The sequence below is a fragment of the Spirillospora sp. CA-128828 genome (genome assembly GCF_050945415.1).
Lineage (GTDB): Bacteria > Actinomycetota > Actinomycetes > Streptosporangiales > Streptosporangiaceae > Spirillospora.
The window spans coordinates 2,676,545-2,695,520 of the sequence record NZ_CP191986.1; the positions used below are offsets into that span (position 1 = coordinate 2,676,545).

Genomic DNA, 18,976 nt, shown 5'->3' on the forward strand with positions numbered 1-18,976 from the left:
TGACGGCCGTGGACCCTGCTGCGCAGGTCTCCTACAGCCCGTTCGACTACGCCGTCCACGAAGACCCCTATCCCCTCTACGCGCGGCTCCGCGAGGAGGCGCCCCTGTACCGCAACGACGAGATCGGTTTCTGGGCGCTGTCCCGGCACGCCGACGTCTCGGCGGCCTTTCGCGACCACGCGACGTTCTCCAACTCCCACGGCGTCTCGGTGGAACCGAGCGCCTGGGGCCCGCAGGCCCACCGGACGATGTCGTTCCTGGCGCTCGACCCGCCGCGTCACACGCGGATGCGGGCGCTGGTGTCCAAGGGCTTCACGCCACGGCGCGTGAAGGAACTGGGTGACGGCATCCTGGCGCTGACCAGGCGCCACCTGGAGCCCGCCCTGGAGAAGGGCGAGTTCGACTTCGTGTCCGACTTCGCCGGGCTGCTGCCCATGGACGTCATCTCCGAGATGATGGGCGTCCCCGAGGCCGACCGGGTGGAGGTGCGCAGGCTCGCCGACACGGTCGTGCACCGGGAGGAGGGGCTCAACGACGTCCCGCCCGCCGGGATGGACGCGGCGCTCACCCTCGTCGGCTACTACCAGGACATGGTGGCCGAGCGGCGCCGCCGGCCGTCGGACGATCTGACGTCCGCGCTGCTGGAGGCCGAGGTCGACGGCGACCGGCTGGACGACACCGAGATCATCGCGTTCCTGTTCCTGATGGTGGTCGCCGGGAACGAGACCACCACCAAGCTGCTCGCCAACGCCCTGTACTGGGGGGCGCGGAATCCGGACCAGGCCGCCAAGCCGCTCCGCGACCCGGCCCGCGTGGACGACTGGGTGGAGGAGACGCTCCGCTACGACACGTCCAGCCAGATGCTCGCCCGCAAGGTCGAGCGGGACGTCGAGATGCACGGGCGGCGGGTGCCCGCGGGCGACCGGATGCTCCTGCTCGCCGGGTCGGCCAACCGCGACCCGCGCGTCTTCGAGGACGCCGACGCCTACGACCTCGACCGCGACACGTCGCAGCTCGTCAGCTTCGGCGGCGGACGGCACTTCTGCCTCGGCGCCAACCTCGCCCGGCTGGAGGCCCGCGTCGCGCTGACCGAGCTGGTCCGGTGCGTCTCCTCCTTCGAGGTCGATCAGGACGCCGCCGAACGGGTGCACTCGGTCAACGTCCGCGGGTTCGCGTCGCTGCCCGTGCGCGTGGCCGTCCGAGGGCGGAAGGAGTCTCAATGAGGATGTCAAGCGGCTTGTGTGACGGGCGGTATGGGGGTGAACCTGCGTCCGTCACGCAGCAGGGCCCACAGGACGTCGACGCGGCGGCGGGCCAGCGCGATGACGGCCTGGGTGTGTTTGAGGCCCTGGCCTCGTTTCTTGAGGTAGAAGTCGCGGTTGGGTCCGGGGCGGGTGATGCTGGACTGGGCGGACATGTAGAACACCCGCCGCAGCCGTCGGCTGTAGCGGGTGGGCCGGTGCAGTCTGCCGGTCCGGCGGCCCGAATCACGTGGGACGGGCACGAGTCCGGCCGCCGAGGCGAGCCGTCCGGCGTCGGCGTAGGCGGCCAGATCACCGGCCGCGACGACGAACTCGGCGCCCAGGATCGGGCCGATGCCGGGCATCGACTCGATGATCTGAGCCTGCGGGTGGCCGCGGAAGGTCTCGGTGATCTGGGCGTCGAGGCGTTTGAGGCGGTCGTCCAGGGCGAGCAGCTGCGTGGCGAGGTCGGCGACGATCTGGGCCGCGACGGTCTCGCCGGGCAGGATGGTGTGCTGGGCGCTCGCGGCCGCCATCGCGGTCGCGGCCACCTGGGCGGCGCCTCGGACGCCGCGTTTGCGCAGCCATGCCTCCAGCCGGGCCGGGCCGCGGCGGCGCAGCGCGGCCGGGGTCTGGTATCCGGTCAGCAGCACCAGCGCACCCTTGTGGGCCGAGTAGTCGAACGCGCGCTCCAGGGCCGGGAACACCCCGGTCAGCACGTCCCGCAGCCGGTTGATCAGGCGGACCCGGTCGGCGACCAGGTCGGTCCGGTGCGTGGTCAAAAGCGCCAGGTCGGCGGCGAGCTGGGCGGGCACGTCGATCACGGTGAGGTCGCGGCGCAGCCGGGAGGTCTCGGCGATCACGTAGGCGTCGCGGGCGTCGGTCTTGGCCTCGCCGGTGTAGGCGCCCGACATCCGGTGCACGGTCCGGCCGGGCACGTACACCGGCTCGGCGCCGTGCGCGGCCAGCAGCGCCAGCAGCAGCGCCGAGGACGTCCCGGCGATGTCCACCGCCCACCCGACGGTCTCGGCCAGGGCGAACGCCTCACCGATCGCGTCCAGGATCGCCGACTCGTCGTTGGCGATCTTCTTCGACCACACCTGCGCGCCGGTCTCATCGACCGCTGCCGCCCAATGGTGCACCTTGCCGGCGTCCACACCGACCCACACCCGAGCCCGTTCCGGCTGTTGCACGCCCGTTCCTCACCTCGACACCGACAGCGTCCGGCCCGAGGAACACCCCGCCGTCATCTCCGTAAACAGCGACCGATCCGCACATCTCAATCAGAGGCCGGGGCGCCCCGGAAAGCCGGGCGGCCACTCCTTCCGAGCCACAACAGGCAAGAACCGATCAGCCACACCCGGCCCCCCCGGGCCGCCTCACAACTTACGGAGAGCTGATGCCCCGGTTCGACCCGCATCCCGAACGGCGTCCGGCCGTGGTGACGGGCGCGTCGTCCGGGATCGGCGCGGCGACGGCGACGGCGCTGGCCATGGCCGGGCACCCGGTCGCGCTCGGCGCGCGACGCCTCGAAAAGTGCGAGGAACTGGCCGCGACGATCCGGGCCGGCGGGGGCGAGGCGTTCGCGCACCCGCTGGACGTCGGCGACTCCGACTCCGTCAAGGCGTTCGCGGCGGCCATCGCCGACGCGCTCGGCCCCATCGAGATCGTCGTCTCCGGCGCCGGGGACCTGTCCGCCGGACGCCTCCACGAGCTCGACTCCGCCGAGTTCCTCGCGCAGGTGCAGATCCACCTCGTCGGCGCGCATCGGCTCGTCTCGCACTTCGTCCCGCCGATGGTGGCGCGGCGGCGCGGCGACATCGTGTTCATCTCCTCCGACACCGTCCCCGCGCCCCGCTCATGGACGGGCGCCTACGTCGCGGCCAAGAACGGCGTGGAGGGCATGGCCCGCACCATGCAGATGGAGCTGGAGGGGACGGGAGTCCGGGCTTCCATCGTCCGGCCCGGACCCACCGCGACCGGCATGGGCATGACCTGGGACGCGGAGACGACCGGCGCCGTCCTTGAGGACTGGGTGAAGTGGGGCCACGCCCGGCACCCGTACTTCCTGCGCCCGTCCGACGTCGCCGCCGCCGTCGCCGCGATCGTCGCGGCCCCGCGCGGCGCTCATCTCCGGCTCGTCGAAGTACAGCCCGAAGCACCGTTGGAGGACTCCCAATGACGTTGTCAACTGACGATCTGGGCTCATGCCGCCTTGAGCGTGGGTGGGGTGGCCTGGAAGGTGCGGTTGTCGCGCAGGAGGGCCCACAGGACGTTGACACGGCGTCTGGCCAGGGCGAGGACGGCTTGGGTGTGCCGTTTGCCCTCGCGCCTCTTCCGGTCGTAGAAGGCGCGCGATTCTGGATGTCGCTGGATGCTGATCAGCGCGGAGGTGTAGAAGACCCGCTGGAGTCCGCGGTGGTAGCGCTGCGGGCGGTGCAGGTTGCCGTGGATGCGTCCGGAGTCACGTGCGGCGGGAGCCAGGCCGGCAAAGCCGGCCAAGCGGTCGGGGCTTCCGAAGACGTCCATGTCGCCGCCGGTGGCGGCCAGGAACTCGGCACCGAGGATGACTCCGATGCCGGGCAGGCTGGTGATCACTTCGGCTTTCTCGTGTCGGCGAAACCGGTCCTCGATGAGCTGCTCGACGTCCTTGATGTGCTCGTTGAGGGTCATCACCTCCCTGGCGAGAGCCTCGATGAGCTGGGCGGTCAGGGTCTCGCCGGGCAGCGTGGTGTGCTGGCGGCCGGCCGCGTCGGCAGCGGCCTGAGCGAGCTGGGCCGCGCCGCGGACCCGGCGGGCCTTCAACCACGCCTCCAGCCGGGTGCGGCCGAGGCGGCGCAGCCCGGCGGGGGTCTGGTAGCCGGTCAGCAGGATCAGCGGCCCCGCATTGGTAACGTCCAAAGCCCGCTCCAGGGCTGGGAAGATGCTGGTCAGTGCGGCGCGCAGCCGGTTGATGGCGCGGGTTCGGTCGTGGACCAGGTCGGTGCGGCGGGCGGTGAGCAGCTTCAGCTCCACGCTGATCTCGTCGGCGCCGCGCAGTGGAAGCAGGTCCCGGCGGATGCGGGCCTGGTCGGCGATGACGGCGGCGTCGCGCGCGTCGGTTTTGCCTTCGCCCCGGTAGCCGTCGGCAGCCCGGTTGACCTTGCGGCCGGAGATGTAGAGCAGCGGCTGGTCGTGGGCGGCCAGGATCGCGATCAGCAGGCCCGCTCCGCCGTCGGCCAGGTCCACCGCCCAGGTCGCCTCACCCAGATCCAGGACGTCGCTCATCAGCTTCAGCAGCTCGGGTTCGTCGTTGGCGACGGGCCTCGACAGCAACCGCTTGCCGTCGCCGTCGATGACCACGCAGTGATGGTGGATCTTCCCTGCATCGACACCAGCCCAGATCTGGCCCATCACGCTCCCATACGACGACGTCACCTATCCCGCAGACGGCCACGCTGGCATGTCCCTACACGGCGATCAGTTCGCAGCTCCCAATCAGCAGCCGTGCCGTCAGGGGGTGCCGGGCGGCCAGTCCTCCGGAGCCATATCGGCGGCAGAGCCGTGAAAGCCACACCCGGCACCCCTGGGCGCCAGAACCCTACGACGGTCCGGGCCACCCATGAGCTGAAAGGTAGGGAGTCGTGACCGCACTGGTGGAGCCGCGCGTCGTGTCGGGCGGGCCCGACCATCTGGAGGAGCTGCGCTCCGACCCGATCGGGCTGATGCGGCGGGTCCGGGAGGAGTGCGGCGACGTCGGCGAGTTCCGGCTCGCCGGGCGGCGCGTCGTGCTGCTGTCCGGCGCGGAGGCCAACGAGTTCTTCTTCCGCGCCCCCGACGAGGAGCTGGACCAGGCCGAGGCGTACCCGTTCATGACGCCGATCTTCGGGGAGGGCGTGGTGTTCGACGCCACCCCCGAACAGCGCCGCGAGGCCCTGCACAACCAGGCGCTCAAGGGCTCGTTCCTGAAGGGGCACGCCGCGACGATCGCCGCCGAGGTCGACCGGATGGTGGCCGGCTGGGGCGACGAGGGCGAGATCGACCTGCTCGACTTCTTCGCCGAGCTGACCATCTACACCTCGTCCGCGTGCCTGATCGGCCGCAAGTTCCGCGAGCAGCTCGACCGCCGGTTCGCCGACCTCTACCACGACCTCGAACGCGGCACCGACGCGCTCGCCTACGTCGACCCGTACGCCGACATCGAGAGCTTCCGGCGGCGCGACAAGGCACGGGCGGCGCTCGTCGCCCTCGTCCAGGAGATCATGGACGGCCGGCCCCCGAACCCGCCCAAGGAGGACCGCGACCTGCTCGACGTCCTGATGTCGATCAGGGACGCGGACGGGACGCTGAAGTTCGACGCCGACCAGGTCACCGGCATGTTCATCTCGATGATGTTCGCCGGGCACCACACCACGTCCGGCACCGCCGCCTGGACGCTGATCGAACTGCTCCGCCACCCCGGCGTGCTGGAGGGCGTCGTCCAGGAGCTGGACGAGCTGTACGCCGACGGCCGCGAGGTGTCGTTCCAGGCGCTGCGCGCCATCCCGAGGCTGGAGTCGGCGGTCAAGGAGGCGCTGCGGCTGCACCCGCCGCTGATCCTGCTGCTCCGGGTCGCGCAGTCGGACCAGGAGGTGCTCGGTCACCGGATCCCGGCCGGCACGATGGTCGGCTGCAGCCTCGCCGTCTCCAACCGGATCGAGTCCGACTTCCCCGACCCGGACGCCTTCCACCCCGAGCGCTACGCCGCGCCCCGCGAGGAGGACCTGCTCAACCGGTGGACGTGGGTGCCGTTCGGCGCCGGCCGGCACCGCTGTGTCGGCGCCAACTTCGCGACGATTCAGCTCAAGGCCATCTTCTCGGTGCTGCTGCGGGACTGGGAGTTCGAGCCCGCGCAGCCGCTGGAGAGCTACCGCAACGACCACTCGAAGATGGTCGTCCAGCTCGCCCAGCCGTGCGCGGCCCGCTACCGCAGGAGGCGCGATGACCGCAAGGAAGGGCGCCGGTGAGGATCGAGGCCGACCTGGACCTGTGCCAGGGACACGCCATGTGCGAGCTGGAGGCGCCGGACGTCTTCGAGGTGCCGGGCAAAGGCAAGGTGCGGGTCCTCGACGCCGAGCCGCCCGAGGACACGCGCGCCGAGGTGACCGCCGCCGTCCGCTACTGCCCCACCCAGGCCCTGAGACTGCTGGAGACGTGATGCCGTCCTTCCCCCGAGAAGAACTCGACGCGATGGTGGAGCACTGGCTGGCCGAGAACCGCCGCTGCGAGGAGGCGGGCGACTGGCGTCCCCTCGCCGGCCTCTACACCGAGGACGCCACCTACGGCTGGAACATCGGCCCCGACCAGGACTTCATGGCCGTCGGCCGGGACGAGATCCGCGACCTCGCGCTCGGCTCGGAGATGGGCGGCCTGGACGGCTGGACGTACCCGTACCAGAGCATCCTCGTCGACGAGCGCAAAGGCGAGGTCGTCGGGTTCTGGAAGCAGGTCGCCGACGCCCGCCGTCCCGACGGGACGCCCTACGAGGTGCTCGGCATCGGCGGGTCCTGGTTCCGGTACGCGGGGAACCGGCAGTGGTCGTGGCAGCGCGACTGGTTCGACCTCGGCAACGTCACGTCGGTGTTCGTCGAGATGATGAAGGCGGACGTGCTGTCGGACGGGATGAGGCGGCGGCTGGAGCGGGCCGCGTCCGGGGAGCCGATCCCCGGCTACTACCCGAGAGGGGAGAGCCCCGTCCCGATCTGGTGATCAGATCTGCCCCTCCGGCTTCGCCGGGATCGTCGCCTTGATGGACGGGCCCAGTTCGATCAGCACGTCACCGGCGGGGTTGTACTTCGGCGGCACCGTCACCTCGACGTAGGCCTGCCGCCCGACCGCGGTGAAGGTGACCGGGCGGGCGGCAGGCTGCCCGAACCAGTCGATCCCGTTGATCGTCACCAGTTCCGACGTCGGCCGCAGCGCGGGGGGCCGGGGGACGCCGCAGCGCAGCGCGATCGCGGGCGACCCCCAGGCGGCCGTCAGCTGCGAACTCGGGTCGGTGTCGCGGCGTTCCTTCCCGTGCACCTTCTCGGGCAGCCGCAGCCCCTGGCACAGCCGTTGCGTGGCCGCGTCCGGGCTCGGCACGGGCACCTGCACCGCTCCGTCGCCGCACCCCGCCGCCAGCAGTGCCCCGCCGGCGAGGACGGCCGCGAGCGGCCTAGATGTGAACAATCGGGCAGGTGAGGGTCCGCGTGATGCCTTCGACCGCCTGGATCTGCGCGACGACGAGCTTGCCCAGCTCGTCCACATTGCGCGCCTCCGCTCGGACGATCACGTCGTAGGGTCCGGTGACGTCCTCCGCCATAGTGACACCCGTTATGCCGGAGATGTGGTTTGCCACCTCGGCCGCCTTGCCGACTTCGGTCTGGATGAGGATGTAGGCCTGCACCATCACGTCCTCCCCGGGCGGAGAATCAACCGTCGGACGGTTCACCGTATCGTGTTACGCGCCGCAGCGGGCGGCCGGGGTGGGGCGTGCCCGGTGAGACCGGTGGGAAACGCGTGAACACGGGGGAACTACGCGGATGGGGACGATCGGCGAGCTGGGCGAATTCGGGCTGATCGGGCGGCTGACGCGGCGGCTGCCGCAGGGCCCCGCGGTCCGGCTCGGACCCGGCGACGACGCCGCGGTGATCGCGGCGCCGGACGGGCGCGTCGTCGCCACGACCGACCTGCTCGTGGAGGGACGGCACTTCCGCCGCGACTGGTCCGGCCCCTACGACATCGGGCGCAAGGCCGCCGCGCAGAACCTCGCCGACGTCGTCGCGATGGGCGCCCGTCCCACGGCCCTGCTCGTCGGGTTCGCGGCCCCACCCGGCACCGGCGTGGACTGGGCCGAGCGACTCTATGACGGGCTCGCCGACGAGTGCAGCGAGGCGGGGGCGTCCGTCGCGGGCGGCGACGTCGTGGGCGCCCCGGAGGTCACCCTCGCGGTCACCGCCCTCGGCGATCTCGGCGGTGCCGCGCCGCTCACCCGGTCCGGGGCGCGGCCGGGGGACGTGGTGGCCGTCCGGGGCAGGCTCGGCTTCGCCGCCGCGGGACTCGCCCTCCTCGGCGCGGGACGGGACGAGCCGGCGGAGCTGGTCGCGGCGCACCGCCGCCCGCGGCCCCCCTACGCGGCGGGCGAGGAGGCGCGGGCGCACGGCGCCACCGCGCTGCTCGACGTGAGCGACGGGCTCGTCCAGGACCTCGGGCACATGGCCCGTGCGAGCGGCGTCCGGATCGACGTCGACTCCGCGGCCGTGCCCGTCCCCGGGATCCTCGGCCCCGACGGGCTCCGGCACGCGCTCACCGGCGGCGAGGACCACGCGTTCGCCGCGGCCTTCCCCGCGTCCGCCGCCCTGCCCTCGTCCTGGACGCGGATCGGCGACGTCGTGGAAGGGACCGGCGTCCGCGTGGACGGAGGGGAACCCCCGGCCGGCGCGTGGGACCATTTCCCGGCCTGAACGCCCTGGTACACGCTGCGCGTACAGCCGTGTGCGTTTACGCATCCGGTAGGCAGGTTTGGGACGGGTTTGGTATACATCCTGTGATCGAAGAGGAATGGGATGGGACGACACTCCAGGTTTGAGCAACCGGACGACGGACCCCAAACGGGCGCAGACGCGTCCCAGGGTCCGTACTACGGGGCTCCGGTCGACCCCTCCTATGAGATCTTCTCCGGGCCGACCGACGACCGGGTGTACGTGTCTCCGCACGACCAGGTCCGGTCGGGCCCGGCCCCCGTCGCGGAACGCCGCCGCGACGAGCCGGCCGGGCAGTACCCGTTCGAACCTCTTCCCGGGGACTATCCGGGCGACTATCCGGGCGCGCCGTCCGAGGACCTCCCCGAGCAGCCGCGTGAACGGGCGCCCGATCCGCCCGATCCACCCGACCCGCCGGAGCCCGCGAAGCCTTCCGACGTGTCCGGCACGGGGGGCTGGTCGAAGTTCGTCTCGATGCTCCCCCTGCCGCTGCTGCCGATCGTCGCGCTCGTCATCGCGGTGGGAATCGTCTCCTACGCGCTGAGCACCCAGCAGATCTCCCTCAACTTCGCGGGCGGCTCGCCGAAGACCACGCAGACGGATCCGCGCGACAGCCAGGTCTCGCAGCGCGGCCCCGGCGAGCGGGCGAGCCGCGGCGCCGGGCGCCCCGACGGCCTCATCATCGCCTTCCGGGTCGCCTCCCGGACGTCCGGCGGTTTCAAGGCCACCGCCACCATCGCCAACAAGGGACGGCAGCCCGTCACCAGGTGGGCGCTCGCCTTCAAGCTCCCGAGCGCCTCGGTCACCGCCGTCCAGGGCGCCACCGTCGTCCGGACCGGCGAGCTCGCGTTCGTCCGCGGCGGCTCCGCGATCGCGCCCGGCGGCACCGTGCGGATCGTGTTCGCGGCGCGCGGCACCGCGTCCCGGCCGTCCAGCTGCGTGCTGAACAAGCTGCCCTGCGCCCTCGTCTGAGATCGCCGCTCTTCCCGGACCGCCATAAAGTGGGCGGTATGACGCGCACTCCCGTGGCCCCGCCCCTCGTGCTCACCATCGCGGGCTCCGACTCCGGCGGCGGCGCCGGAATCCAGGCGGACCTGAAGACGATGCTCGCCCTCGGCGTCCACGGTATGAGCGTCATCGCCGCCGTCACCGCGCAGAACTCCCTCGGCGTCCAGGGCTACTGGGAGCTGCCGCCCGAGGCCGTCCGCGCGCAGCTCGACTCGGTGCTGTCCGACATCGGCGTGCACGCGATCAAGACGGGCATGCTCGCGTCCACCGTGCTGGTCGAGACCGTCGCCGAGGCCCTCGCCTCGTCGGACGCGCCCGCCGTCGTCGACCCGGTGGGCGTGTCCAAGCACGGCGACTCGCTGCTCGCCCCCGAGGCCGTGGACGCCGTCCGGTCCGTGCTGCTGCCGGCCGCGACGGTCGTCACGCCCAACCTGTACGAGGTCGAGCAGCTCACCGGCGTGAAGGTGGTGGACGAGGCGGGCCTGCGCGAGGCCGCCGAGGCCGTCAAGGCGCTCGGCCCCGCATGGGTGCTGATCAAGGGCGGGCACCTGCCGGGGGAGCCCGCCGACCTGCTGTTCGACGGGGAGCGCGAGCACCGGTTCACCGCGCCGCGGTACGACAACCGGCACACCCACGGGACGGGCTGCACGCTCGCGTCCGCCATCGCGTCCCACCTCGCGCTCGGCGAGGACGTCCCGGCGGCCGTGGCGAAGGCCAAGGAGTACGTGACGGGCGCGATCGCGGCGGGCTTCCCCCTCGGCGCCGGCATAGGCCCCGTGGACCACGCCTGGCACCACCGCCCCTGACCCCCCGACCCGGGTAAGTCAAAAGGCCGGTTCACCGGGTGAATCCGGTGAACCGGCCGAAGCCTTGGGAGCGGGCGTGCCGTCTCTGGAGGGACTACCTCTCAGGCCGGGGCCGCGCTCCTGCGCGGGCGCCGCTCAGACGGTCGGCTTGACGACCTTGCCGGCCTTGATGCAGGACGTGCAGGCGTTGATCCGCTTGGTGCTGCCGTTCACGACGGCGCGCACGCGCTGGATGTTGGGGTTCCAGCGGCGCGGGGTGCGGCGGTGCGAGTGGGAGACGCGCATGCCGAAACCGGGTCCCTTGCCGCAGACGTCGCAGACGGAAGCCACGGGAAACTCCAAGTGGTGTCGATGCTCTGACCGGAGCGCCGCCCCGTGCCGCCGCGGGCGGGCCGGGCATCATGGGCGCTCACCGATGAACGCCTCGGACGAGGCGCATGGATCAGAGTAGCCGACAGCCCGTCGGCTAGGCGAATCGGACGGCGTCCCGGGTTCGGACGGCGTCCCGGGCACGGCGTGCGAAGCTTTGCGGCGGGGAGAGGAGCGCTGTGGGCCAGGTTCTCGACGACGGTGCGGTGCGGCGGTGGTGCCGGCTCGCGGCGGACGCGCTCGGCCGTACCAGGGCCGAGATCGACGCCCTCAACGTGTTCCCCGTCCCGGACGGCGATACCGGCACCAACCTGCATCTGACCGTGATCGCGGCGGCGGACGCCCTCGACGGGACGCCGGACGGCGCGGGCGGCGCGGCGACCTGGCGGGCGCTCGCGCAGGGGGCGCTGCTCGGGGCGCGGGGCAATTCCGGCGTGATCCTCAGCCAGGTGTTCCGCGGGCTCGCGGACACGCTCGGGCCCTTGGAGGCGCCGCCGGACGGCGCGGCCTTCGCGGCGGCGCTGGGGCACGCGTCCGGGCTGGCGCGCGGTGCCGTCGAGCATCCCGTCGAGGGGACGATCCTGAGCGTCCTCGCGGAGGCCGCCGCGGCCTGCGCGGCGGCGGCCGAGCCCGCCGGGCCGGCGTCCGACCTCGCCGCGGCGGCGCGGGCCGCCGCCGGAGGCGCACGGCGGGCGCTCCGCCGCACCACCGGCCAGCTGGACGTCCTCGCCCGCAGCGGCGTCGTGGACGCGGGCGCCGCCGGGCTCTGCGTGGTGCTCGACGCCCTCGTCGCCGTGGTCACCGAGGAGTTCCCCGAGCGCTACGAGATCCCGGCCCGCGTCGCGGGGATGCCCGCGCCCGTGGAGGAGCGGCCCGAGCCGCAGGGCCCGGGCTACGAGGTCATGTACCTGCTGGACGCGCCCGACGACGCCGTCCACGCCCTGCGGGAGAGGCTCGACGGCCTCGGTGACTCGCTCGTCGTGGTGGGCGGCGACGGGCTGTGGAACGTCCACGTCCATGTGGACGACGCCGGGGCGGCGATCGAGGCGGGCATGGCGGCCGGGCGGCCGCACCGGATCCGCGTCACCTACCTGCACGCGGCAGGCGGGGGGCCGCACGCGGCGCACACCGGCCGCGCGGTGATCGCCGTCACCGCCGCCGACGGGCTGGCCGCGCTGTTCGAGGAGTGCGGTGCGCGGGTCGTCCGGCGCGAGCCCGGCACGGTGCCGCCGCTCGCCGTGCTGGCGGAGGCGATCCTCGCCGCGGGGGACGAGGTGGCCGTCCTGCCGAACGAACCCGAGGTCCTGTCGCTCGCCGAGGCCGCCGCAGAGCGCGCGCGGGACGGCGGGGCCCGGATCGCGGTGGTGCCGACGAAGGCGTCCGTCCAGGGCATGGCGGCGCTCGCGGTGCACGATCCGCTGCGCCGCTTCGCCGAGGACGTCATCGAGATGACCCGCGCCGCCGGCGCCACCCGCTTCGGCCACCTGGAGGTCGCCGCGCAGGAGGCGGTGACGAGCGTGGGCCTGTGCCAGCCGGGGGACGTCCTCGGGCTGATCGAGGGCGACGTCGCGACGATCGGCGCGGACATCGCGGACGTGGCCCGGAACGTCCTGGGCCGGATGCTCTCCGGCGGCGGCGAGCTGGTCACGCTGATCGCGGGCCGGCACGCGCCACCCGGCCTCACCGACGACCTCGAGGCGCATCTGCGGCGCGTGCGCCCCGACGTGGAGGTCGGCGTGTACGACGGCGGCCAGGAGCGTCATCCGCTGCTCATCGGCGTCGAGTGATTCCCGTCGCCCCCATGGGCTAGAAAGGACTGCGTGGCGAATCTCGACGAACCGTTGCGCAAGGCCCTGGGCGACAAGACGGCCAACGCCCTGACGAAGGGCCTCGACCTGCACACGGTCGGCGACCTGCTGCACCACTATCCGCGCCGCTACGCCCACCGCGGCGAGCTGACCCAGCTCAGCGGCCTGCAGGACGGCGAACACGTCACGGTCATGGCGGAGGTCGTCAAGGTGCAGGGCCGCACCCTGACCCGCAACCCCGGCTACGTCCTGGAGATCACCGTCACCGACGGGACCGGCGAGCTGAAGCTCAGCTTCTTCGGCCGCAAGGGCTCCTACCGGGCCGAGAAGGAACTGTCGCCCGGCACCCGCGGGCTGTTCGCCGGGAAGATCAGCACCTACCGGCCCCGCAGCGGCAGGGCCGTGCGGCAGCTCGCGCATCCGCAGTACAAGGTCGTCCACGAGAAGGGCGCCGAGGCGGCCGCGCAGGAGTGGGCGGACGAGATCATCCCGATCTACCCGTCCACCAAGGCGCTGCCCATCGAGGCGATCAGCATGTCCGTCGGCACCGTCCTCGACCATCTGGACCTGCCCGCCGACCCGATGCCCGGGGCCCTGCTACAGCGGCGCGACCTGATCGGCCTGCGCGAGGCGTACGAAGGCATCCACCGCCCCCGGACATGGGACGAACTGGGCCGTGCCAAGGCCCGCCTCAAATGGGACGAGGCGTTCGTCGTCCAGATCGCCCTGGCCCAGCGCCGCGTCGCCGCCGCCGCGCTCCCGGCCAGACCGCGTCCCCCGTCCTTCGGCGGCCTCCAGGCGGAGTTCGACGCCCGCCTGCCGTTCGAGCTCACCGAGGGCCAGCGCGAGGTGGGCGACGAGATCGCCGCCGACCTCGCCAAGGAACACCCCATGCACCGCCTCCTCCAGGGCGACGTGGGATCCGGCAAGACCGTGGTCGCGTTGCGGGCCATGTTGCAGGTGGTGGACGGGGGTGGGCAGGCGGCGCTGCTGGCGCCCACCGAGGTTCTGGCGCAGCAGCACTACCGGTCCATCACCGGGATGCTCGGAGACATGGCTCAGGCGGGGCAACTCGGCGGTGCCGAGAACGCCACGCGTGTCGCGCTGCTGACCGGGTCGCTGGGGGCGAAGGCGCGCAAGGAGGCGTTGCTGGACGCGGCGTCCGGCGCCGCCGGGATCGTCGTCGGCACCCATGCGCTGCTCCAGGAGACCGTCCAGTTCGCCGACCTCGGGCTCGTCGTCGTGGACGAGCAGCACCGTTTCGGCGTGGAGCAGCGCGACGCCTTGCGTGAGAAGACCGGCGGCGGCCGTCCGCACGTTCTCGTCATGACGGCGACGCCGATCCCGCGCACCGTGGCGATGACGGTGTTCGGCGACCTGGAGACCTCGGTGCTCGGGCAGCTTCCGGCCGGACGCTCAGAGATCCGGACCCATGTCGTCCCGCCCGAGAAGCCCGCGTTCCTCGCGCGCACCTGGGAACGGATCAAGGAGGAGGCGGCGAACGGGCGGCAGATCTACATCGTCTGCCCGCGCATCGGCGAGCAGGAGGGCGACGAGGGCGACGGGGGCGACACCGTCGTGGCGGACGAGGGCGAGCGCCGCTCGCCGCTCGGGATCATGGAGGTGCTGCCGAAGCTGGAGGAACTCCTCGCCGGGCTGCGCATCGGCGTCCTGCACGGCAAGCTGCACCCGGACGAGAAGGACTCGGTGATGCGCCGCTTCACCGACCGGGACCTGGACGTCCTGCTCGCCACCACGGTCATCGAGGTCGGCGTGGACGTCCCCAACGCCACCGTCATGGTGATCATGGACGCGGACCGGTTCGGCGTCTCCCAGCTCCACCAGCTGCGCGGGCGCGTCGGGCGCGGCTCCCTGCACGGCCTCTGCCTGCTCGTCACCGACGCAGCGCCGGGCAGCAGGTCACGCGAGCGGCTCGACGCGGTCGCCTCCACCACCGACGGGTTCAAGCTGTCGCGCCTGGACCTGGAGCAGCGCCGCGAGGGCGACGTCCTCGGCGCCGCGCAGGCCGGCCGCGCGTCCAGCCTGCGGCTGCTCACCCTCCAGCGGGACGAGGACGTGATCCGCGACGCCCGCGAGGAGGCGACGTCGCTGGTCGACGCGGACCCCGGCCTGGCGGACCACCCGGGCCTCGCCACCGTCCTGTCCTCGCTCCTGGACGAGGACCGCGCCGGCTTCCTGGAGAAGGCCTAAGCTCCAGACATTCTCTACTTATTAAGTTGACATTACCTTCCGGGGCGGGTCACGATGAACACGTGACCCCGAGTCAGGCCCTGATCGCGCGCCTGCACGTCGACCTCCGGCGGCAGGCCAGCGCCCTGTGTTCCCGTCGCTGAACCCACGCGCACAAGAATCCGACGGACATCGGGAGCAGGCATGACTCACATCGACACCATCCGGCTGGACGACGTGGAGGAGTTCCTCCGCGATCCCGAGCACGCGACGCGCGCCGCCGCGCTCGCGGTGCTCACACGGGCCGCCCGGGCGGGGGAAGCGCCGAGTGGCACCGGCGACACCCTCGCCTGGGCGCTCGCCGACGACCACGAGGACGTCCGCCGGGCCGCCGCCGACGCGCTGCGCGCCCTTCCCGAGCTGTACTTCGGCGACGACGGCGTGGACGCGCTGCTCCTCGCCGCCACCCGCGGCCGTGACGCCACCGTCCGCCGGGCCGCCGCCGACCTCATCGAGGTCCTCGCCAAGGGGACCGCCGAACTGTACGCACACGGCCTCCAGGACGACGAGCCGCACGTCAGGATCCAGGCCGTCCTCGGCCTGGTCGCCCTGCGCGAGGCGGCCCGCGTCGCAGAGGCGGCCGACGACCCGTCCCGCGAGGTCCGCGTCGCCGTCGCCGAGGGCCTCGGCCGGCTGGCCCGCCCCGCCGGGCTGCCGGCCCTGGAGCATCTCCTCGCCGACCACGACCTGATCGTCCGCCTGGCCGCCCTGGACGCCGCGGCCGAACTCGGTCTCCCCGAGCCCCTCGCGGGGCGGGTCGTCACCGCGACGGCCCACACGAACTGGCAGGTCCGCCGCCGGGCAGTCCTGGCCCTGGCCAAGTCCCGTCCCGAGGTCGCCATCCAGCCGCTGATCAAGGCCCTGGGCGACCGCACGGTGGACGTCCGCCGGGCCGCCGTCCAGGCCCTCGAACAGTGGGCCGCCGACCACCCAGAGGTGGTGGCGGCCCTCACCGAGACCCTCGCCGACCCGGACCCCGGCGTAAGAACCCAGGCCCGCTGGTCCCTCGCATAGCGGTAGGACCAGCGACACAACGAGGCGGGCCGCCAGCGTGGCACGGCGCTGGTGGCCCGCCTTACCATGCTGTAGACATGCGTGTTCGACCGAACCCTCTCCGTGCAGACCTCAACCACCAGCCCCAGCAATCAACGACCTGAAGTGTCGCGATCGCGTCCGAAGGCAGGTTCGAGCTTGCGAGAACCTGATCGCGCAGCGAGCCGTTAGGCGAGACGGAGCGATGCAGCGATCGCACGCGTTGTCGTGGGCGGCGGGCGCCCCAAGCGCCCGACGCCCACGGCAACGCAATGAAATAGAGGAGCTCCCATGGCGGCCGTTGGTCCTTTGGTGTCCGGCGACCCGGCCCGGCTCGGACGGTACGAACTCGTCGGACGGCTTGGAGAGGGCGGGCAGAGCGTCGTCTACCTGGGACGGCGGGAGGACGGCGGGCAGGCGGCGGTGAAGCTGCTGCGCGACCAGCTCAGCCGCAGCCCCCAGTGGCGGGCGCGGTTCGAGCGCGAGATGCGGATGATCGGGCGGGTCGCCGGGTTCTGCACGGCGCAGGTCGTGGAGGCCGACATCTCGGGCGATCTTCCGTACGTGGTGAGCGAGTACATCCCCGGGCCGTCGCTCAGCGGGCTGGTGAACCAGCGGGGACCGCGCACCGGGACCGACCTCGACCGGCTGGCGGTCGGGACCGTGACGGCGCTGGCGGCGATCCACCGGGCGGGGATCCTGCACCGCGACTTCAAGCCGTCCAACGTGCTGATGGGGCCGGACGGCCCGCGCGTCATCGACTTCGGCATCGCGCGGGTGATCGGCGCGGCGTCGGCGAAGGGCAGCGGGGTCGTCGGGACGCCGTCGTACATGGCGCCCGAGCAGGTCACCAACGCCGAGCTCGGCACCGGCGTGGACCTGTTCACGTGGGCCGCGACGATGCTGTTCGCGGCGACGGGACGGCACCCGTTCGGCAACGACACGATCTCCGCGGTGTTCAACCGGATCCTCCACTACGAGCCGGACCTGTCGCCGCTGCCCGACTCGCTGCGCGGCGCCGTCGCGTCCTGCCTGGCGAAGGACCCGGCGATGCGGCCCGAGGCGCAGCAGGTGCTGCTCAACCTGCTCGGCGGGCAGGACGTCCCCGACGACGACGGGCCGCTCAGCACCGGCGCCCATTTCGCCGGGGATCCGCGGGCGCCCAGCGCGCCGCCGACCGTGGGCCGTTCCGGGCATCTGGCCGGAACGGGCTCGGGCGGGACGTACCAGGCGCCGCAGCCGCACACCGTCCCGCCGGCGCGGCGCCGGCGGCGCGGGCTCGGGATCGCGGCCGCCATCGTGGCCCCGCTCGTCGCGCTCGCCGCCGGCGGAACGGCGTGGGCCCTGATGTCGAGCGGCTCGGGGGACGAGCGCGCGGAGGCCGACGTCGGCGCGGCCGCCCCGCCCGCCGCGGAGGCCGCGGCCGTCGCGCCTGCCGCGGAGGCGATCAAGACGGTGCTCAGCTTCGACCATGCGGCGCTCGACAAGAACGTGGCCGCGGCGCACAAGGTGTCCACCCCGCGCTACGGCGCCGACTACGACCGCCAGCTCGCGACCCGCGACTACCGCAAGGAGCTGACGTCCAAGAAGGGCTCGGTCGCCACGGAGGTGCTCGACTCCGCGGTCGTGTCCGCCGCGTCCGGCAAGGTCACCGTGCTGTCGTACGTCAGGCGGACGGTCCGCGCCGAGAACGCCGACCCGACCCGGCTTCAGGACCCGATGCGCGCGACCATGGTCAAGCAGGGGAACGGGTGGCTGCTCGACAGCCTGTACTCGCTGAAGGCCGGTTCGCCGCGCGCCGACACATCGGGCGCCACCTGGCCGGGCGCGCCGGGGCGCGAGGCGATCGACGCCGTGTCCCGCGACCCGGCGGTCGCGCGCGGGACGCCGCTGGAGGTCGGCCTGCGCGGGTCGGGTGACCGGCTCACCGCACTGGCCCTGGTCGGCCAGTGCGAGGGTGGCTGCACCGACAACGACAAGATCGAGGTCCGCCGTCTCCAGCTTCGGCACGCGGGCGGCGGATGGAAGGTCGCCGGGTCCGAGGTGCTCTGAACGCCGAAGGGGCGCCTCCCGTCCGGGAGACGCCCCTTCGGCGGGGGCTGCTCAGGACTCGCGGGCGTGCCGCCTGCGGGTCGCGGCCACCGCGGCGCTGCCCGCGGCGATGGCGGTGAGCCCGAGCGCCACCAGCGGCAGCGCGTCGGTGCCGGTGAAGGGCAGCTCCTTCGGCGGGGTGAACTCTCCGCCGGCCGTGGCGCCGGGGCCGAGCGACTTTCCGGAGGGGAGCTCCGGCAGCAGCGGTGACGACGGCAGCGACGGCGGCGCCGGCGAGGACCCGCCGGGAGGCGTGGGCCCGCCGGGGGGCGTCGGGCCGCCGGGAGGCACCGGGGGTGTCGGCGGCGTCGGGGGAGTCGGCGGGGTCGGCGCCTCGCAGCCCGCGCCGACGCAGGCGCCCGCCGTCAGGTGCGCCGAGATCGGTGCGCCGCCTGCCGGGGTCACCGAGGCGCCCAGCTCGGTCCGCGCGCCGAGCAGCCGCCGGCCCGGCGACACCGTGGCGCCGGTCTTGACCCGGACTCCCGCACCGCCCTGCGGTGGGTTCAGGCCGGCGCCGAGATCGAGCCCGGCGGCGGCGGTCCTGGTCTTCTCGTCGTACTTCAGCGTGGCGCCGAGATGAAGATCGACCGTCGGCCGGGAGCTCGTGGCGGCTGCCTTTCTGACAGTCGTCGTCTTCTTTGTTGTTGCTTTTCGGGTTTTCGCCTTTTTGAGAGTTTTAGTCGATTTCGGGGTGACCGATTTCCTGGGGGTCGCCGTCTTCTGTGCCGTCAGCGTGCGCACCGCGTCTCCGAGCGGATGCGCAGCGTGCCTGGCAGGGGGCCGTGAGGCGTCGGCGTGGGAAACGCCGCCCATGGCGGCAATGCCGAGAACCGTCGCTCCGGCCGTAACCGCCAGTCTCCTTCCGTGATGCACGGGTACTCCTGGGTTAC

General features: G+C 72.8%; 18 protein-coding genes. 12 read left to right on the forward strand and 6 right to left on the reverse strand.

The genetic code is table 11. From position 1 onward, the window contains the following. Positions 1-8 precede the first annotated feature (8 nt). Positions 9-1,223, forward strand: a complete 1,215-nt coding sequence (locus tag ACQPXG_RS13400) for a cytochrome P450 (RefSeq protein ID WP_433467987.1) — start codon at positions 9-11, stop codon at positions 1,221-1,223. Positions 1,224-1,228: 5 nt separating this feature from the next. Here ACQPXG_RS13400 and ACQPXG_RS13405 read toward each other — a convergent pair whose 3' ends face one another. After that, positions 1,229-2,434, reverse strand: coding sequence for an IS110 family transposase (locus ACQPXG_RS13405; RefSeq protein ID WP_433465607.1), 1,206 nt, complete (start codon positions 2,432-2,434; stop codon positions 1,229-1,231). Between the two features lie 206 nt (positions 2,435-2,640). Here ACQPXG_RS13405 and ACQPXG_RS13410 point away from each other — a divergent pair, with 206 nt between their 5' ends. Next, on the forward strand, positions 2,641-3,423 hold the full coding sequence (locus ACQPXG_RS13410) for an SDR family oxidoreductase (RefSeq protein WP_433467988.1): 783 nt from the start codon (positions 2,641-2,643) through the stop codon (positions 3,421-3,423). A gap of 23 nt (positions 3,424-3,446) precedes the next feature. On the opposite strand, the gene ACQPXG_RS13415 is transcribed toward ACQPXG_RS13410, so the two are convergent. Beyond that, positions 3,447-4,634 carry an IS110 family transposase gene (locus tag ACQPXG_RS13415; RefSeq protein WP_433461706.1) on the reverse strand — a complete coding sequence of 396 codons (1,188 nt, stop codon included), beginning with the start codon at positions 4,632-4,634 and terminating at the stop codon, positions 3,447-3,449. 230 nt (positions 4,635-4,864) lie between these two features. Between ACQPXG_RS13415 and ACQPXG_RS13420 the strand changes: the two genes are divergently transcribed. Genes ACQPXG_RS13420 through ACQPXG_RS13430 form a run of 3 tightly spaced genes read left to right on the forward strand, consistent with a single transcriptional unit; the run spans position 4,865 to position 6,968 of the window. After that, on the forward strand, positions 4,865-6,226 hold the full coding sequence (locus ACQPXG_RS13420; RefSeq protein WP_433467989.1) for a cytochrome P450: 1,362 nt from the start codon (positions 4,865-4,867) through the stop codon (positions 6,224-6,226). Beyond that, positions 6,223-6,417: a ferredoxin gene (locus ACQPXG_RS13425; protein WP_433467990.1), complete on the forward strand. Its 195-nt coding sequence runs from the start codon at positions 6,223-6,225 to the stop codon at positions 6,415-6,417. Before ACQPXG_RS13420 ends, ACQPXG_RS13425 begins: the two co-directional genes overlap by 4 nt. Next, a complete protein-coding gene (locus ACQPXG_RS13430) occupies positions 6,417-6,968 on the forward strand; it encodes a nuclear transport factor 2 family protein (protein ID WP_433467991.1) in 552 nt (183 codons plus the stop codon). The genes ACQPXG_RS13425 and ACQPXG_RS13430 overlap by 1 nt, the downstream gene beginning before the upstream one ends. Here ACQPXG_RS13430 and ACQPXG_RS13435 read toward each other — a convergent pair whose 3' ends face one another. Both ACQPXG_RS13435 and ACQPXG_RS13440 read right to left on the reverse strand, forming a co-directional pair. Beyond that, positions 6,969-7,430, reverse strand: a complete 462-nt coding sequence (locus tag ACQPXG_RS13435; protein ID WP_433467992.1) for a DUF3515 domain-containing protein — start codon at positions 7,428-7,430, stop codon at positions 6,969-6,971. After that, positions 7,417-7,650: an Lrp/AsnC family transcriptional regulator gene (locus tag ACQPXG_RS13440; protein WP_433467993.1), complete on the reverse strand. Its 234-nt coding sequence runs from the start codon at positions 7,648-7,650 to the stop codon at positions 7,417-7,419. Before ACQPXG_RS13440 ends, ACQPXG_RS13435 begins: the two co-directional genes overlap by 14 nt. Positions 7,651-7,783: 133 nt before the next feature. Here ACQPXG_RS13440 and ACQPXG_RS13445 point away from each other — a divergent pair, with 133 nt between their 5' ends. From ACQPXG_RS13445 to thiD, 3 genes are all read left to right on the forward strand, one after another. Further along, a complete protein-coding gene (locus ACQPXG_RS13445) occupies positions 7,784-8,704 on the forward strand; it encodes a thiamine-phosphate kinase (protein ID WP_433467994.1) in 921 nt (306 codons plus the stop codon). Between the two features lie 102 nt (positions 8,705-8,806). Then, complete coding sequence (locus tag ACQPXG_RS13450) at positions 8,807-9,694, forward strand: cellulose binding domain-containing protein (RefSeq protein ID WP_433467995.1); 888 nt, start codon at positions 8,807-8,809, stop codon at positions 9,692-9,694. Between the two features lie 38 nt (positions 9,695-9,732). After that, positions 9,733-10,536 carry a bifunctional hydroxymethylpyrimidine kinase/phosphomethylpyrimidine kinase gene (gene thiD, locus ACQPXG_RS13455; RefSeq protein ID WP_433467996.1) on the forward strand — a complete coding sequence of 268 codons (804 nt, stop codon included), beginning with the start codon at positions 9,733-9,735 and terminating at the stop codon, positions 10,534-10,536. Between the two features lie 135 nt (positions 10,537-10,671). On the opposite strand, the gene rpmB is transcribed toward thiD, so the two are convergent. Beyond that, positions 10,672-10,866, reverse strand: a complete 195-nt coding sequence (gene rpmB / locus ACQPXG_RS13460; protein ID WP_030164391.1) for a 50S ribosomal protein L28 — start codon at positions 10,864-10,866, stop codon at positions 10,672-10,674. Positions 10,867-11,084: 218 nt separating this feature from the next. Between rpmB and ACQPXG_RS13465 the strand changes: the two genes are divergently transcribed. From ACQPXG_RS13465 to ACQPXG_RS13480, 4 genes are all read left to right on the forward strand, one after another. Next, positions 11,085-12,692, forward strand: a complete 1,608-nt coding sequence (locus ACQPXG_RS13465) for a DAK2 domain-containing protein (protein WP_433467997.1) — start codon at positions 11,085-11,087, stop codon at positions 12,690-12,692. Between the two features lie 33 nt (positions 12,693-12,725). After that, entirely contained in the window at positions 12,726-14,924 is a 2,199-nt protein-coding gene (gene recG / locus ACQPXG_RS13470) for an ATP-dependent DNA helicase RecG (RefSeq protein WP_433467998.1), read from the forward strand. Positions 14,925-15,107: 183 nt separating this feature from the next. After that, positions 15,108-15,977: a HEAT repeat domain-containing protein gene (locus tag ACQPXG_RS13475; RefSeq protein WP_433467999.1), complete on the forward strand. Its 870-nt coding sequence runs from the start codon at positions 15,108-15,110 to the stop codon at positions 15,975-15,977. Positions 15,978-16,286: 309 nt separating this feature from the next. Beyond that, positions 16,287-18,047 (forward strand): serine/threonine protein kinase, encoded by a 1,761-nt coding sequence (locus ACQPXG_RS13480; protein ID WP_433468000.1) that lies wholly within the window; start codon positions 16,287-16,289, stop codon positions 18,045-18,047. A 51-nt stretch (positions 18,048-18,098) separates the two neighbouring features. Here the strand turns inward: ACQPXG_RS13480 and ACQPXG_RS13485 are convergent, their stop codons facing one another. Then, complete coding sequence (locus tag ACQPXG_RS13485) at positions 18,099-18,827, reverse strand: hypothetical protein (protein WP_433468001.1); 729 nt, start codon at positions 18,825-18,827, stop codon at positions 18,099-18,101. Positions 18,828-18,976: the final 149 nt, after the last annotated feature.